Consider the following 15,866-nt stretch of genomic DNA (forward strand, 5'->3'; position numbering starts at 1 on the left):
GGGCCAGAACTTTTTTGTCGTGCGCTGACCTTGCTAATCAAGTCCGCCATTCGCGAAGAGAATTTGGCCATTGATCCACCGTGCAGGGCCCGCGAGAAACGAAACTACCTCCGCGATATCGTCTGGCTGTCCCAATCGCTGAAGTGGCGCCGCTTGGGCGAGCTTCTCGATGGTGGCGTCGTCTTTGCCATCCAGAAACAGTGGCGTTGCGGTCGGCCCAGGAGCCACAGCATTGACCGTCACGTCCTTGCCGCGAAGTTCACGGGCGAGAGTGAGCGTCAGACCTTCCACCGCGGCTTTGCTAGCCGTGTAAGCGCCGTAGGTGGGGAATTGCGTGCGCGTCACCGAGGTGGAGAAGTTCACGATCGCACCGCCCGCCTGCACCCGTCGTGCTGCTTGTTGAGAAACCACGAACGTGCCGCGGATGTTGGTGCGGTGCATCCGATCCAAGTCATCGAGATCGAGTTCAACGATCGGGGCAAGCACCATGATTGCTGCCGTGTTCACCACGACGTCGATTCGACCGAATTCTGCCTCGACCGCGTCAAAGGCCGCGATCATCTCTTCCTCATCAGCTACGTCTCCCCCGACTGCAATTGCACGGGCACCCGAGGCGATGAGCTGAACTACCGTCTCATCGGCGCGAGCCTTGTTACCGCTGTAGTGCACGGCAACCGCAAAGCCATCCTGGGCGAGGCGCTCAACAACGGCCCGGCCTATTCCGCCCGATCCGCCCGTGACGAGCGCGACGCGGTCGAGCCTCGTGGTGGGTATACCCTCCGAGTCATCCCGCAGGGCATGGGTTGCTGGCGTGGGGTTCATGGCGTTCCATCGCTCTCGTCGACAGTGGTCAGATTCTGGATGCGGTCAAGCCAGTCATCGAGAAGCGCGAGTTCGTTTGCGCTGAAGCTTCCGCTCGCGACTAGGGGTAGCGCGGCCCGAAGCGTGATCGCGGCCGTCTGTGGTGCTGGGGTGCGCGTCACAGCCGCTCCAGACTCGCTCGTCGGTGCCGACGAATCAGTGCTGGCGGGATCATCCGCGTCCGCGTCCGTGTCCGTGTCCGTGTCCGTGAGAATCGCGGCCACGATGCTTTCGCGCATCCTTTCGGAGATGCCCTTGTCTGGGTTCTGCACGGGGCGAAGAATGAGTGCGAGTGCGACTCCGGTGTTTGCTGCCATCACTTGTTGTGCGGCGATGGCCGGGCTCACCCGAAGTCGTCCTTCCGCGGCGAGTCGTTCCAACACTTCTCGAAGCAGCCGAAGCGCTTCTGCCGCCGAGTCAGTTGCGACCGCGACGGTAGAGCCGAAGAGCAGGCGATACGCCTGGGGATTTGCGAGGGCAAAGGCGGTGTGGCTGTCCCAGCCTCGACGAAGGTCAACAAGAGGGTCGGCAGATTTCACTGCTGCGCGCTTCACGCTCAAGTAGCGGTCCCACACGTGGTCGACTGTTGCGCCGAGCAATCCTGCTTTGTCGCCAAATAGACGATAAAGCGCCGGCTGCTGAACCTGCGCTGCTTCGCACACCGCCCGCGTGGAAATATCTCCGTGGGGTGAATCGGCAAGCAGCTGGGCCGCTGCTTCGATTATCGTCGCGCGTGCATCCATGATATCGACGATAACACAGACATGTAATCATTGATAACAGAGTTAGTGCCGAGAATCACACGATCACATTGCACTCCCCCGGACATGCAAAAACCCCGGCCAGAAGACTGGCCGGGGTTTTTGTTCTTGCTGTGGAGCCTAGGGGAATCGAACCCCTGACCTCCTGCTTGCAAAGCAGGCGCTCTACCAATTGAGCTAAGGCCCCAATTTAAGGAACCTCTTGTGGAGATTCCAGTGGGGGTACGTGGACTTGAACCACGGACCTCTTCGTTATCAGCGAAGCGCTCTAACCGCCTGAGCTATACCCCCGTTGGGCAGATACGAGAGTATCGCATTCTGACCGTTTGGCGTAATCGACTAGTTGTTAGTGAAACCCACGAGGATTCCGCCAGTAAGTCGAACGCTGAAGTTATAAAGCATACTCGAAATTGCGCCGAGTGCAGTACCGATCAAAACGTTCAAGATGGCAACGACCAGCGAGAATCCTCCGACCTGGGCAAGAGAGAACGTTGTCGCCACGCTGAAGGTTTCGTCACTCAAAATATCCCGGAAGATCTCATCGACCTTTCCGAAAATTCCGGTGGAGTTCAGCACGATCCACACCAGAAGCGATGCCACCACGAGGACAATTCCCAAAGACACTGCTACTAGGAATGAGAACTTAACGGCCGACCAGAAGTCGATGTACACGAGCTTCAGGCGAACCTGTTTTACCGATGTTTGGCGCTGCGACTTGCGCTGCAGCTTCTCTGCGACACTACTCATCTACCGACTCGTCCTTCCCAGCAGGGGCATCTTCGCTTGGAACACTATCGTTCCCAGCTTCAAGTTCTTTTTTCTCTAGATTTCGTTCGCTGTTTCGTGCGATTGCAATGATCTTGTCATCCGCTGCGAAGCGGGCAAAAACCACTCCCATGGTGTCACGGCCCTTGGCCGGAACCTCAGCGACAGATGAGCGTACCACCTTGCCACTGGCAAGAACCACAAGAACTTCGTCCTCATCCCCGACCATCAAAGCACCGGCCAAGTCGCCACGAGTACCGTCAAGTTTGGCAACCTTGATACCCAAACCACCACGACCCTGAACGCGGTATTGGTCGGCAGCAGTGCGCTTAGCGAAGCCACCCTCAGTGACGACGAACACGAAGCCACTGTCGGGAACCACGCTCGCGCTGAGCAGTTGGTCATCCTCTCGGAAGCTCATCCCCATCACACCAGACGTTGAACGACCCATGGGGCGCAGTGCTTCATCGGATGCCGTGAAGCGAATGGACATTCCCTTACGCGAAACCAACAAAACGTCGTCGGTGTTCTCCACCAGCAGGGCCGACACGAGTTCATCGCCTTCCCGCAGATTCACGGCGATGATGCCACCGCTGCGGTTGGTGTCATATTCCGCCAAGGCGGTCTTCTTGACGAGACCCTTGAGCGTTGCAAGAACTAGGTATGTGGACTGTTCATAGTCACGGATGTCGAGAATCTGAGCGATCTCTTCGCCGGGCTGCAGCGCCAAGAAGTTGGCAACGTGCTGCCCCTTGGCATCCCGGCCACCTTCTTGCAGCTCGTAGGTCTTGGCGCGGTACACGCGGCCGGTGTTCGTGAAGAACAACAACCAGTGGTGCGTCGTGGTGACGAACAAGTGGTCAACAATGTCATCGGCCCGAAGTTGTGCGCCCTTGACTCCCTTGCCACCGCGGTGCTGGCTGCGGTAGTTGTCGCTGCGGGTGCGCTTGACGTAACCGCCGCGCGTCACAGTAACCACCATCTCCTCTTCGGGGATGAGGTCTTCCATGCTCATGTCGCCATCGAAACCCATCATGATTTCGGTACGGCGGTCGTCGCCGTACTTGGCAAGCAACTCCGTCAGTTCTTCACTGACGATGTTGCTCTGGCGTTCCTTGCTCGCAATGATTGCCTTGAACTCAACAATTTCGAGCTCGATAGCATCGTGTTCGTCGATGATCTTCTGGCGCTCAAGGGCCGCGAGTCGACGCAGCTGCATGTCGAGAATTGCGCGGGCCTGAATCTCATCGATGTCAAGGAGATCGATCAAGCCGTTGCGCGCATCTTCAACGGTGGGCGAACGGCGGATGAGGGCAATGACCTCATCGAGAGCGTCCAGAGCCTTGAGGTAACCACGCAAGATATGGGCACGTTCTTCAGCCTTGCGCAGGCGGAACTCGGTGCGGCGAACGATCACTTCGATCTGGTGGGTAGCCCACTCGGTGATGAAGCCATCAATCGAGAGCGTGCGCGGGATGCCATCGACAATCGCGAGCATGTTCGCACCGAAGTTTTCCTGCAGCTGCGTGTGCTTGTAGAGGTTGTTGAGAACAACCTTCGCCACAGCATCGCGCTTCAGCACGATGACGAGGCGCTGGCCGGTACGACCAGACGTCTCGTCGCGGATGTCGGCGATCCCGGCGAGCTTGCCGTCCTTGACAAGGTCGGCGATTTTCAGTGCCAGATTGTCGGGGTTCACCTGGTACGGGAGCTCGGTGACGACGAGGCACGTGCGACCCTGAAGTTCTTCGACATTCACTACAGCACGCATCGTGATCGAACCACGACCCGTGCGGTACGCATCCTGAATTCCCTTGACACCAAGAATTTGCGCGCCGGTCGGGAAGTCCGGCCCCTTGATGCGCTGAATCAGCGCCTCAACGAGCTCTTCGTGAGAAGCATCTGGGTTGGCCAAGTGCCAGAGGGCACCCTCGCCAACTTCGCGGAGATTGTGCGGCGGAATGTTTGTAGCCATACCGACCGCGATACCCACAGAACCATTGACGAGCAGGTTCGGGAAACGGCTAGGAAGAACCGTCGGCTCTTGGGTGCGGCCGTCATAGTTGTCTTGGAAGTCGACGGTGTCTTCTTCAATGTCCCGCACCATTTCCATAGCGAGGGGAGCCATTTTGGTTTCCGTGTAACGGTGGGCAGCAGCACCATCGTTGCCGGGAGATCCGAAGTTTCCTTGGCCTAGGGCCAATGGATAACGAAGGCTCCACGGCTGTACCAAACGAACGAGGGCGTCGTACACCGACGAGTCACCGTGCGGGTGGAACTGCCCCATGACATCACCGATGACGCGGGTGCACTTGGAGAAACCCTTGTCTGGGCGGTAGCCACCGTCGTACATCGCGTAAATAACACGACGGTGCACAGGCTTCAAGCCATCGCGCACCTCAGGAAGCGCACGACCCACGATGACGCTCATCGCGTAGTCGAGGTAGGAGCGCTGCATCTCCAGTTGAAGATCGACCTGATTAATCTTGTCGTGGCGGTCGTCTATGGGTGCATCCTCGAAGGTCTTCTTCGGAGTTTCTTCGTCAGCCATTAAGTGTCAATTCCAGTCTGTGTGAGTCGCGAGTGCGGGCGCCGTGTGCTCGTAGCGAGCTAGATGTCTAAGAAGCGGACGTCTTTGGCGTTGCGCTGGATAAAGTTTCGGCGAGACTCAACGTCTTCGCCCATGAGGGTCGAGAAGATTTCGTCTGCCGCGGCAGCGTCATCGAGGGTGACTTGAAGAAGCGTGCGAGTGGCGGGATCCATCGTGGTTTCCCACAATTCCTTGTAGTCCATCTCACCAAGACCCTTGTAACGCTGGATGCCGTTGTCCTTCGGCATGCGCTTGCCCTCCGCGAGACCCATTTCGGTCAGGGCGTCGCGCTCAGCATCGCTGTACACATACTGGTGTTGCGCGTTGCTCCACTTGAGGCGGTAGAGCGGGGGCTGCGCCAAGTACACGTAACCCAAATCGATCAGCGGACGCATGTAGCGGAAGAGCAGAGTGAGAAGCAGCGTCGTGATGTGCTGGCCATCAACATCAGCATCAGCCATCAAAACGATCTTGTGGTACCGAGCCTTCTCGGGGTCGAAGTCTTCGCCGACACCAGCGCCGAACGCAGTAATCATTGCTTGGACTTCGGCGTTGCCGAGAGCGCGATCGAGGCGCGCCTTCTCGACGTTCAAGATTTTGCCTCGCAGCGGGAGGATTGCCTGGAACTCGGGGTTACGACCTTGTACAGCGGAACCGCCGGCCGAGTCACCCTCAACCATGAAGATCTCAGACAGTGACGGGTCTTTGCTCGAGCAGTCGCGCAGCTTTCCGGGCATTCCACTCGACTCAAGCAAACCCTTACGACGAGTCTGTTCGCGCGCTTTACGGGCAGCGAGTCGCGCTTGGGATGCCTGAATGGCTTTGCGAATAACATCGCGGGCCTGCGTGGGGTTGCGGTCGAACCAGTCACCGAGCTGCTGCCCAGCAATTCGCTGAACGAATGCTTTCGCTTCGGTGTTACCAAGCTTGGTCTTGGTCTGGCCTTCAAACTGGGGCTCGCCCAGCTTGATTGAGATGACTGCGGTCAGCCCCTCACGCACGTCATCACCAGAAAGGTTGTCGTCCTTTTCCTTGATGATGTTCTTCTCACGCGCATAGCGGTTCACCAAAGTAGTGAGCGCAGCGCGGAAACCCTCTTCGTGGGTTCCACCCTCGTGAGTGTTGATGGTGTTGGCATAGGTGTGAACACTTTCGGAGTATCCCGCCGTCCACTGCATCGCGACTTCGAGCGAAATTCTCTTCTCGGTGTCTTCCGATTCAAAGGCGATGACATCCGGGTGGATGAGTTCGTTCTTCTTCGTCTTGTTCAAGTACTCCACGTAGTCAACGAGTCCACGCTCGTACATGTAGCTCTCGGAGATTTCGTCTTCGCCACGTTCATCAGTGATAGTGATGCGCAGTCCCTTGTTAAGGAATGCCATCTGCTGGAAGCGCGCGCGCAGAGTTTCGAAGTCGAACTCGACTGTTTCGAAAGTCTCCTTGCTCGGCCAGAAAGTCTGCTGAGTACCTGTTTCGTCGGTGCTTTCGCCTTGGGTAAGGGGACCTGTCGGCACACCGTTAGCGAAGCTCATCCGCCAGACGTGTCCCTGACGACGAACCTCGGTGTCGATTTCTGCCGAGAGTGCGTTCACTACAGAAATACCAACACCGTGGAGTCCACCGGAGACGGCGTAACCGCCGCCACCAAATTTTCCACCAGCATGCAGGATCGTCATAACCACTTCAACAGTGGACTTCTGCTCCTGCTGGTTAAGATCGACCGGAATACCGCGGCCGTTATCGCGAACTCGAACCGAGCCGTCTTTGCGAAGCCAAATGTTGATGTTGTCGCAGTAACCCGCGAGAGCCTCATCCACAGAGTTATCCACAACCTCATACACAAGGTGGTGAAGACCGCGGGGGCCGGTCGAACCGATGTACATACCGGGGCGCTTGCGCACGGCCTCAAGACCCTCAAGGATCTGGATCTGATCGGCACCGTAACTGTCAGCGGCAACATGACCGTTGGCAATGATATGGCTTTCGGGCACGTCGTTCTCGGGCGTCGATGTCATCTGAAGTTAGGCTCCTGCCGCTAGTTCACGCTGGCCATTCAGAGCGGATAACTCCCTGAGGAGGCGCGTCCGACGGCTTTTGAGATTCTACCAAATTCCGGGAGCCCGCGGCGCTCAAATTGCCTTCTGCGGGAGTTTCTTTAGTAGCGTGACCTATTTTGCCTTCCTAGCCGTAAGTATCTCGCGGGCCCCTACCTGGAATTGATCTGGGGCCTCTTTTCCACGAAGGGGCGTTGGGCCCTTCAAAGCGCACGGATTCCACACCGGCTTCCGGATGCTGTTGAGCGATAGTCGTTGTGATGTGGCCACGCATGAGTCGAAGTTGGGTTGCCCACGCGGTGGAATCGCACCGGATGGTCAGCACTCCCTCTTCAATCCCGATCGGTTCCGAGTGTTCTGCCGTTTCGGCGCCAACAATTGTGGTCCAGGCAAGAATCAATTCAGAGCGAGCCAAGGGAGAGCTCCACCCCATGCTCATCGTGAGGTTATCCATCACATCGCCAAGTCCGTGCGGATCGCGACCGGGGGCAAAAGGAACGCTCGTTCCCGGCTCCTTGCGATTACGCTTGCGCGCCATATACGAACGTTTGCTGGCATCACCGAAAACATCGCGGAATCGGAGATAGACCGCAACGTGCTCATCCACCGCAGGATCCCGGTCATTCATCGTCAATCACCTCGCCGGCGCTGATGCGCACTACATTCGCCGCGAGTTCCGCCGGAACATCGCCAAATACCGCAGCGGTTATGAGAACTTGCTCGAAACCCGCGATCGAAGTCGCAAGTCTTTCGCGACGAGATTGGTCGAGCTCTGCAAAGACATCATCCAAAATAAGCACCGGGTCGCCTGCCGAAGAATCGCGACGCAGCAGTTCAGCGGATGCCAGCTTCAGCGCGAGAGCGAACGACCACGATTCGCCGTGGCTGGCATACCCTCGCGCTGGCAACCCATTGAGTCCGAAGATCAAGTCATCGCGGTGCGGTCCAACGAGGGTAATTGCTCGATCACGTTCTGCTTTTCGTACGGATGCCAGGGCCGCGGTGAATGCTGCCGTCGCGTCAGCGACCGAAATTATTTCGCCAACCGCGCTAGTGGCTACCGCGCTTTCTGAGTCATCCTGACGAGAAATGATGCTCAACGAATTGGCGAGCGATGCACCGTGATCTGCACCGACGATACGTTCGTAAGCAAGGGACACTTCGGGGCTCAGATCAGCAACCAAGGCGCTGCGGGCGCTGATGATTTCGGCACCAAAGGCGACGAGCCGTTCATCCCACACATCAAGAGTGCTCAACTGGGCGTCTCGAACGCCGGATGCCCGCGCTGATTTCAGCAACATGTTGCGTTGCTTCACGACACGTTCGTAGTCGCTCATTACCCCACTGAATCGTGGAGAGCGAAGCACGAGAAGCTCATCGATAAAGCGCCGCCGCCCGGAGGGTTCGCCGCGCACGAGCGCCAAATCCTCTGGCGCGAAGAGAACACTGGAAAAGTAGCGCGGAAGTTCGCGGGTACGGATAACTGAACGATTGATCTGAGCACGGTTAGCCCCAGAACGATTGATCTGCACTTCGGCCAAGAATTTTCGTTCATTATGTTCGAGGCGCACTCGCACAATTGCGGCATCCGTTGATTGCCGAACCATGGCGTGATCAGTCGAGACGCGGTGTGAACCGAGCGTGCTCAAGAATCCAAGAGCCTCAACCAGATTCGTTTTACCCTGGCCATTGGAACCTACGATGAGGGTCGGTCCTGCGGCCAGTTCTAGAGTCAGGCCCTTGTAATTACGGAAATCTTTGAGCTCCACATGAGTTACACGCATTGCGGCGAAACTTAGCTCTTGCGGACGCTATGCCCGCCGAACTGATTGCGGAGAGCGGCGACCGCCTTCATGGAAGGAGAGTCTTCTTGACGAGAAACGAAACGTGCAAAAATTGCGGCGCTAATCGTCGGAACAGCAACGGCTTGATTGAGAGCCTCGTGTACAGTCCAACGGCCCTCCCCCGAATCCTCGACGTAGCCAGCAATATCAGCGAATTCGGGATCTTCTTCGAGAGCTTTCACGAGAAGTTCAAGCAACCAGGAGCGAACGACTGTTCCTCGCTGCCAAGCTTTAAAGGTGCCGGGAACGTCTTCGATGAGATCCTTGCGGCTGTCGAGTAGTTCAAAGCCTTCGGCCCAGGCCTGCATAAGGGCATATTCGATACCGTTGTGGACCATCTTGGCGTAGTGACCTGCACCAACGGGGCCAGCATGAACAAAACCCTCTTCGCGCGGGCCTTCGGGGCGAAGAGCGTCGAAGATCGGCATCGCTCGTTCGATATCTGTCTTATTGCCACCGGCCATCAGCCCGTAGCCGTTATCAAGTCCCCAGATTCCACCGGAGACTCCGACGTCCACGAAGGAAAGATTGAGTTCTTCGAGCTGATCACGGTGAAGTTGATCATCCGTAAACCGCGTGTTTCCACCATCGATGACGAGATCGCCAGGTGTGAGCAATGCCGCGACATCGGTAATTACAGAATCCGTAATCGTGCCGGAAGGGACCATAACCCACACAATGCGGGGGGCCGGCAACGCATCCACCAAGTCGGTCAGATCGGCCACATCGCTAACCTCAGGATTGGGGTCGTACCCGGTCACTGTGAGACCGGCGGCTCGCATGCGCTCGCGCATGTTGCCACCCATTTTTCCTAGGCCAATGATTCCGACATGCATAGTTTCCGCCATGGATTACCTCAACAAAAGGTTGGGCTGCAACAGGTACTTGTAGTTGTCGCTGCCTGGCTGATCCTTCGATGACTGGCTCGTAATTAGCACAGGGCCTGGCTTGTTCGGGTTTTCGGTCTTGGTGAACGAAATTCGCACGAATTCGGAATGAACCGAACTCAAGCCATCGATCAAAAATTGCGGCTTGAGTGAGACCACGGTGTCGTCGCCCGTGAGGAACGCGTCGATGGTTTCGGATGCCTGTGCTTGTTCAGACCCGATGGCTTCCAAAGTGACGCCCTCGGTCGTGAAAGTAAAACGCAGGGCAGCTTCCCGCTCAAGCACGAGGGACACTCGACGAACGGCTTCAATGAGCTCGCCAGTGTTCATGACAGCGAAGTTATCCACAGTCTCGGGAAAAAGTCGGCGAACCGGTGGAAAGTTTCCTTTGATGAGCAACGAGGTCACAGTTTTCTTATCCGCCTGGAATGCAATGAGCTCACGTTCATCGGAACTCGTGATCGCGACGGAAATCTCGCCGCTGTTGCCGAAAGTCTTTCCCACTTCGACCAAAGTCTTGGCCGGCACCAATGCGGTTGCAGCTTCGACTCCGGATGCACCGGCATCCCATTCGATGTCACGAACGGCTACTCGGTAGCGGTCAGTGGCAACAAGCGAGATGTTATTTTCAGAAACCTCGAGCTGCACACCGGTGATGACGGGCGTGACGTCGTCGCGTGATGCGGCAACCGCGACCTGAGAAATAGCGGCGGCGAAGAGGTCAGCCTTGAGCGTTCCCACCTTGTCGGAGATCTGCGGAAGTGAAGGATATTCTTCAACCGGCATGCTCGACAACGTGAAATGGCCGGTGCCACAGGCGACGGTGATTTTGTTGTCTTCGGTGCTAAAACGCACAGGAGCGTTGGGAAGTCTGCTGGCAATGTCAGCCAAAAGCTTGCCAGAAACCAACACACGACCAGGTTCTTCAACCTCAGCGAGGATCTGTGTTCGTGCGGAAACCTCGTAGTCAAAAGACGAAAGCGTGAGGCCCTCATCGGTAGCTTCGATCAAGACACCGCTCAAAATCGGCAGCGTTGTGCGTTGCGGCAGCAGTTTTACCGCGAACGAAACCGCCTCGCTGAAGACGTCACGATTGACTTGAAACTTCATGAACTACCCCTAACCGGATCAAGCTCTGGCCGTTAATACTGGCACAGCCAATCCACTTGCGAACTACAGGTTATTTGGGATTCAAATTTCATTCTTTAAAGGTCACACTCTTAACCGTTGTGGATTGTGTGAATAACTCTTCCAAATTCATGTAATTACTGGAAACTACATCGGTGTGAGTTGTTGACGGCCAGTGGAGAACACTCGCACTCTTCGTGGAAACTCGAATCACGCAGATTCTTGATTCCACAGAAAAATTCTTGTGGTCAACAATCTTTCCGGCGAGTTGGGAGGGTTATCCCCAAGTTATCCCCAAGTGGGAAAACCTATTTCTGGCTGAAACGCTGGTTTTGTTTGATGCGACTTGTGAGCTCAGTGACCTGGTTATAGATCGAGCGACGCTCTTTCATGAGTTCAGTGATCTTCTTATTGGCGTACATCACTGTCGTGTGGTCTCGATTTCCAAACAGCTGACCAATCTTGGGCAACGAGAGGTTCGTCATTTCTCGACAGAGATACATAGCGATCTGACGCGCGGTTGCAATTGCTTGCGAACGGGAAGAGCCATAGAGGTCGTCGACGGAAAGCTTGAAGTAGTCAGCGGTGTGATTGATGATGTCGACCGGCGCTATGACGTTATCTTCATCAAGAGTGATGAGATCTTTCAGCACGGTCTGGACAAGAGCCATATCGACTTCGGTGCGGTTAAGGCTCGCAAACGCCGTAACTCGAATCAATGTTCCTTCGAGTTCACGAATATTTGATGAGACCTTCGATGCCATGAATTCGAGGATGTCGTTGCCCACCTGCATCTTCTCGCTCTGGGCCTTTTTGCGAAGAATGGCGATTCGCGTTTCAAGGTCGGGCGCCTGCACGTCGGTGATGAGGCCCCATTCGAATCGCGACCGCATCCGGTCTTCAAAACCGGTGAGGTGTTTCGGAGGTAGGTCGCTGGTAATGACCACTTGCTTGTTGTGATCGTGAAGGGTGTTAAAGGTGTGGAAGAACGCTTCTTGAGTGGAGTCCTTACCTTGAAGGAACTGGATGTCATCGATCAGCAAGATGTCGATCTCACGATAACGAGACTGAAATACTGACGCGCGGTTATTAGCGATCGAGTTGATGAAGTCATTGGTGAATTCTTCGGAACTCACGTAACGCACCCGGATTCCCGGGTAGAGGCTCTCGGCATAGTGACCTATGGCATGCAACAAGTGAGTCTTGCCAAGCCCGGACTCGCCATAGATGAAGAGCGGGTTGTAGGCCTTCGCTGGTGCTTCGGCGACAGCCACTGCTGCTGCGTGAGCGAAGCGGTTGGATCCACCAATAACGAAGTTGTCAAAACTGTATTTGGGATTGAGCCGTGAATCGCCGCGTCGAGGCGTTGATGTTTCGACGGGCTTTTGTGGAGTCGGTTCAATGTAGGGCTGCTCGGTACGCGGTATGTCTTGAGAAAGGGCATCCTGTTGGATTTCAGGATTGACCACGGTGGCGAAGTTTGAAATTCCGTGTTCGTCGTCGAGAGCGGCGATCGCGTCGATGAACGGCTGGCGCAGTCGTTGTTCGAGCATCCCCCTCGTGAGCTCGTTGGGAACCTCGAGATAGAGGGTGCCGGCCATGACGCCTTTTGGTTCAACCAGATTCACGAATCCCTGCAGTTGAGGGGTAATTCGCTCATCACCGTTGAGGTGTGTCAGAACTGTTTGCCACAGTCCTTTAGTCGGGTCGGGTGTTTCCGACATTCTTTTCCCATCCCTTGGCAGTATTTACTCACAGGCTTATCCACTGGTGAGTACAGCTATTCTCGCTGAAATACTGCGGTCTTTTGGCCGTTGTGCACTGATAGTCATCGTAGTTGTCCACAGCATGTCGTTACCAATAAGGATGTATTCTGTGTGGATAATGCGCCGTTGCAGAAAGTGTGGTTTGACCGCACCCGTTTAACGCCGTAGTTTTAATCAGTTGACTTCTGGCCCTTGGGCCTACCAATTCTTCCCGGCTGCTAGAGCTGGGCCTTGGAGATATAGCTATGAGCAAGAGAACTTTTCAGCCCAACAACCGTCGCCGCGCGAAGGTTCACGGTTTCCGTCTGCGTATGCGCACCCGTGCCGGTCGCTCGATCCTGAGCGCTCGTCGCCGCAAGGGACGCACCGAACTCTCCGCGTAATCTCGTCCGGTGCTGTCTAAGGCAAACCGTGTGGCGCTCCCTAGCGATTTTCGCTTGGCTGTGCGTCGCGGTCGTCGTTTCACAGCACCGCACTGCGTTGTCCACATTGTGAATAATGAGCGGTCTCAGAGCGTTCGCTTTGGTTTCATTGTTTCTAAAGCGGTAGGCAATGCGGTTGTACGCAATCGAGTTCGGCGTCGGCTTCGTGCTGCTGCTGCTCAGCTTCTTCCTCACGTCCAGTCGAACGTAGACATTGTGGTTCGTGCGCTGGCAGGTTCTGAGCAAGCTGCGTGCACTACGCTTCAGGCTGAGATTGCAGAAGGGATCGACCGCATCGTGGTGAAGGTATGAGTTCCGTCGTGGCATTTGCGATGCTCCTTCCGCGCAACGTGTGTGTCCTTGTCTTGCGGATTTATCGAGCAGTGATCTCACCTCTCTACGGTGATGTCTGCCGGTATTACCCTTCGTGCTCTCACTACACACTCCAAGCAATTCAGGAACACGGTGTTATCCGTGGTGTGTGGCTTGGTTCTCGTCGTCTTCTTCGTTGCCACCCGTGGGCCGAAGGCGGAATCGATGACATCCCGGTTCGCCGGCACGACCGCTACCAGATCACTCGGTTCGGCTTTGTTGTAGCCGCAAGCCACGAAAGGGGCTAACTACTTCATGGATCTTTTTGCTTTCTTCGGCAGTCTGCTTTGGCCGATCAAGTGGGTGATCGAGGCAATCCTCGTGGCCTTCCACGAAATCCTTACATTCTTCGGAATGGACGCGGATGCCGGCCTGACCTGGGTTCTTTCGATCGTCGGTCTCGTCTTGGTTGTGCGCGCAGCTTTGATTCCGGTCTTTGTTCGCCAGATCAAGAGTCAGCGACGCATGATGGAAGTCGCGCCGCAACTCAAGAAGATTCAGGACAAGTACAAAGGCAAGAAGGATCAGTTCTCTCGTGAGGCGATGTCTCGCGAAACAATGGCGATGTACAAGAACGCGGGGACTAACCCGTTTAGTTCGTGCCTCCCTCTTCTTCTGCAGATGCCGATCTTCTTCGGGCTCTTTTCGGTGCTGCGCAATGCACAACTTGAGGGAAACGCTCCTGGTGTAGGCCTGCTCAACGCTGAGCTCTCAGAATCCTTCGGAACCTCGTCACTTTTCAACATCGCTCCCCTGCACCTTGCAATCAGCACGGCAGACGGCAACACCGCGGTCATCGTTACTGCAGTGATCATGGTCATTCTCATGACCGGTTCACAATTCATTACACAGCTTCAGATCATGTCGAAGAACCAGTCGGCTGAAATGAAGGCAAGCCCCATGTACCGCCAGCAGCGGATCATGTTGTACCTACTCCCCCTCGTTTTTGCCTTCTCTGGGTTTACTTTCCCGCTGGGCGTTATGTTCTACTGGCTCGTCTCCAACTTCTGGACCATGGGTCAGCAGTTCCTCGTTATTCGCAACATGCCTACTCCTGGTAGTGAAGCGGCGCTCGCTCGCGAAGCTCGTTTGGCAAAACGTAATCAGCGCAAGGGAATCATCGAAGAAGCTCCCGAATCCGACTCCGGAACTGCTGTGATTGAAGAACCTAAGAACGTGCAGCGGGATCAACCTGTAAGTAAGAACCGCGCAAAGAAGAAGCAGGGAAAGAAGAAATGACGAACGTTTCTGATACTGACACCACCGCAGTCGAGTCCGCTCCTGTGGAGGATCGCGACGACCGCACGACCGCGCAACTCGAGGAAGAAGGCGACATTGCTGCCGACTACATCGAAGAACTGCTCGATATCGCTGATCTTGATGGCGACATCGAGATTGATGCTCGTGCCGGACGCTCTTACGTTTCCGTGACATCGAGCGAGGACACGAACCTCCGGTTGTTGTCGAAGCCCGAGACTGTGACGGCTCTTCAGGAACTCACTCGCATCGCGGTTCAGAACAAGACAGGTGCATTCTCGCGTTTGATTCTTGACATCGGAGGTTCGCGTGAGGCTCGTGCTGCTGAGTTGTCGAAGCTCGTAGACACTGCCGTTGAGCGCATTGAGGCCGGCGCAGATTCTGCAGCACTCCCCGCGATGTCGTCATACGAGCGCAAGCTTGTTCACGATGTTGTTGCGGAGCGCGGTTTCGTCTCGCAATCAAGCGGCGAGGGTCGCGACCGTCACACGGTCATTACCCGTTCATAGTTTCACGTGAAACATTGACGGATGAGCTGGGGCTTGAGCGCGAGCCTGAGATAGCGGCTGAACTCTTTGGGCCTCGTATTGATGTTGCTCGAGCGTATACGGAGAGCCTTGCTCTCCGCGGCGAGGAACTCGGACTAATTGGTCCGCTTGAAGTGCCACGACTATGGACTCGACACATCATCAACTGTGTGCTTGTCGCTCCCCTGCTTCGCCCAGGATTTGTCGGAGATATCGGTAGCGGTGCAGGGCTTCCGGGATTGGTTCTCGCGATTGCGCGACCAGATGTTGAATTTGTGTTGATAGAACCGATGGAGCGGCGTGTCGATTGGCTCAATGCTGAGTCCGAACGCCTCGGCCTCTCGAATGTTGTGGTTAATCGTTCTCGTTCGCAGGATGCTCCGTACGCTGAAGGATTGACTCAGATTACGGCCCGCGCGGTCACCGCTCTTTCCAAGCTCATCCCATCAACCGAGCATCTTTTGGCCCCTGGCGGAGAGATGGTCTTTATGAAGGGTGCGCGCATCGATGAAGAGATTGAAGCTGCATCTAAAGCCATTCGTAAAGCGCGGCTGAAGGATGTCGAGTCGATCGTTCTTGGCGAGGGAATCACCCCCGAGATCACTAGGGTCTTTCGGGCTAGAGTGGACTGA

Annotated in this window: 16 protein-coding genes and 2 tRNA genes; 6 read left to right on the top strand and 12 right to left on the bottom strand. The window is 55.8% G+C overall.

Annotation, left to right across the window (positions count from 1 at the left end; all coding sequences use genetic code 11):
- Positions 1–33: 33 nt before the first annotated feature.
- The 12 genes from I6E60_RS01105 to dnaA form a co-directional block, all read right to left on the bottom strand.
- Positions 34–822: an SDR family oxidoreductase gene (locus I6E60_RS01105; RefSeq protein ID WP_197122281.1), complete on the bottom strand. Its 789-nt coding sequence runs from the start codon at positions 820–822 to the stop codon at positions 34–36.
- Positions 819–1,604, bottom strand: a complete 786-nt coding sequence (locus tag I6E60_RS01110) for a TetR/AcrR family transcriptional regulator (RefSeq protein WP_197122283.1) — start codon at positions 1,602–1,604, stop codon at positions 819–821. The genes I6E60_RS01105 and I6E60_RS01110 overlap by 4 nt, the downstream gene beginning before the upstream one ends.
- Before the next feature lie 132 nt (positions 1,605–1,736).
- A tRNA-Ala gene (locus I6E60_RS01115) sits at positions 1,737–1,809 on the bottom strand.
- A 30-nt stretch (positions 1,810–1,839) separates the two neighbouring features.
- Positions 1,840–1,913: transfer RNA gene (locus I6E60_RS01120), tRNA-Ile, on the bottom strand.
- Between the two features lie 48 nt (positions 1,914–1,961).
- Complete coding sequence (locus tag I6E60_RS01125; RefSeq protein WP_197122285.1) at positions 1,962–2,369, bottom strand: DUF3566 domain-containing protein; 408 nt, start codon at positions 2,367–2,369, stop codon at positions 1,962–1,964.
- Entirely contained in the window at positions 2,362–4,938 is a 2,577-nt protein-coding gene (gyrA, locus tag I6E60_RS01130) for a DNA gyrase subunit A (protein WP_197122288.1), read from the bottom strand. Before gyrA ends, I6E60_RS01125 begins: the two co-directional genes overlap by 8 nt.
- Positions 4,939–4,997: 59 nt before the next feature.
- Positions 4,998–6,992 (bottom strand): DNA topoisomerase (ATP-hydrolyzing) subunit B, encoded by a 1,995-nt coding sequence (gene gyrB, locus I6E60_RS01135; RefSeq protein WP_197122289.1) that lies wholly within the window; start codon positions 6,990–6,992, stop codon positions 4,998–5,000.
- 166 nt (positions 6,993–7,158) lie between these two features.
- Positions 7,159–7,659, bottom strand: coding sequence for a DUF721 domain-containing protein (locus I6E60_RS01140; protein ID WP_197122291.1), 501 nt, complete (start codon positions 7,657–7,659; stop codon positions 7,159–7,161).
- Positions 7,652–8,815, bottom strand: coding sequence for a DNA replication/repair protein RecF (gene recF, locus I6E60_RS01145; protein WP_197178436.1), 1,164 nt, complete (start codon positions 8,813–8,815; stop codon positions 7,652–7,654). Before recF ends, I6E60_RS01140 begins: the two co-directional genes overlap by 8 nt.
- Positions 8,816–8,826: 11 nt before the next feature.
- Positions 8,827–9,711: a phosphogluconate dehydrogenase (NAD(+)-dependent, decarboxylating) gene (gene gnd, locus I6E60_RS01150; RefSeq protein ID WP_197178439.1), complete on the bottom strand. Its 885-nt coding sequence runs from the start codon at positions 9,709–9,711 to the stop codon at positions 8,827–8,829.
- Between the two features lie 15 nt (positions 9,712–9,726).
- Positions 9,727–10,872, bottom strand: a complete 1,146-nt coding sequence (gene dnaN, locus I6E60_RS01155) for a DNA polymerase III subunit beta (RefSeq protein ID WP_197122295.1) — start codon at positions 10,870–10,872, stop codon at positions 9,727–9,729.
- Positions 10,873–11,198: 326 nt separating this feature from the next.
- A complete protein-coding gene (gene dnaA / locus I6E60_RS01160) occupies positions 11,199–12,614 on the bottom strand; it encodes a chromosomal replication initiator protein DnaA (protein ID WP_197122297.1) in 1,416 nt (471 codons plus the stop codon).
- A gap of 287 nt (positions 12,615–12,901) precedes the next feature.
- On the opposite strand from dnaA, the gene rpmH reads away from it, so the two are divergent.
- Genes rpmH through rsmG form a run of 6 tightly spaced genes read left to right on the top strand, consistent with a single transcriptional unit; the run spans position 12,902 to position 15,866 of the window.
- A complete protein-coding gene (rpmH, locus tag I6E60_RS01165) occupies positions 12,902–13,039 on the top strand; it encodes a 50S ribosomal protein L34 (RefSeq protein WP_055810406.1) in 138 nt (45 codons plus the stop codon).
- 60 nt (positions 13,040–13,099) lie between these two features.
- On the top strand, positions 13,100–13,390 hold the full coding sequence (gene rnpA, locus I6E60_RS01170; RefSeq protein WP_374189212.1) for a ribonuclease P protein component: 291 nt from the start codon (positions 13,100–13,102) through the stop codon (positions 13,388–13,390).
- A 20-nt stretch (positions 13,391–13,410) separates the two neighbouring features.
- Positions 13,411–13,698 carry a membrane protein insertion efficiency factor YidD gene (gene yidD / locus I6E60_RS01175; protein WP_231601222.1) on the top strand — a complete coding sequence of 96 codons (288 nt, stop codon included), beginning with the start codon at positions 13,411–13,413 and terminating at the stop codon, positions 13,696–13,698.
- A 7-nt stretch (positions 13,699–13,705) separates the two neighbouring features.
- On the top strand, positions 13,706–14,689 hold the full coding sequence (yidC, locus tag I6E60_RS01180) for a membrane protein insertase YidC (protein ID WP_197122303.1): 984 nt from the start codon (positions 13,706–13,708) through the stop codon (positions 14,687–14,689).
- Positions 14,686–15,216, top strand: a complete 531-nt coding sequence (locus I6E60_RS01185; protein WP_197122305.1) for a R3H domain-containing nucleic acid-binding protein — start codon at positions 14,686–14,688, stop codon at positions 15,214–15,216. The genes yidC and I6E60_RS01185 overlap by 4 nt, the downstream gene beginning before the upstream one ends.
- Before the next feature lie 14 nt (positions 15,217–15,230).
- The gene (rsmG, locus tag I6E60_RS01190) at positions 15,231–15,866 is read left to right on the top strand and encodes a 16S rRNA (guanine(527)-N(7))-methyltransferase RsmG (RefSeq protein WP_197122307.1); all 636 of its coding nucleotides are present in this window, start codon (positions 15,231–15,233) and stop codon (positions 15,864–15,866) included.

It is taken from the genome of Salinibacterium sp. SWN167 (assembly GCF_015864665.1).
GTDB lineage: Bacteria > Actinomycetota > Actinomycetes > Actinomycetales > Microbacteriaceae > Rhodoglobus.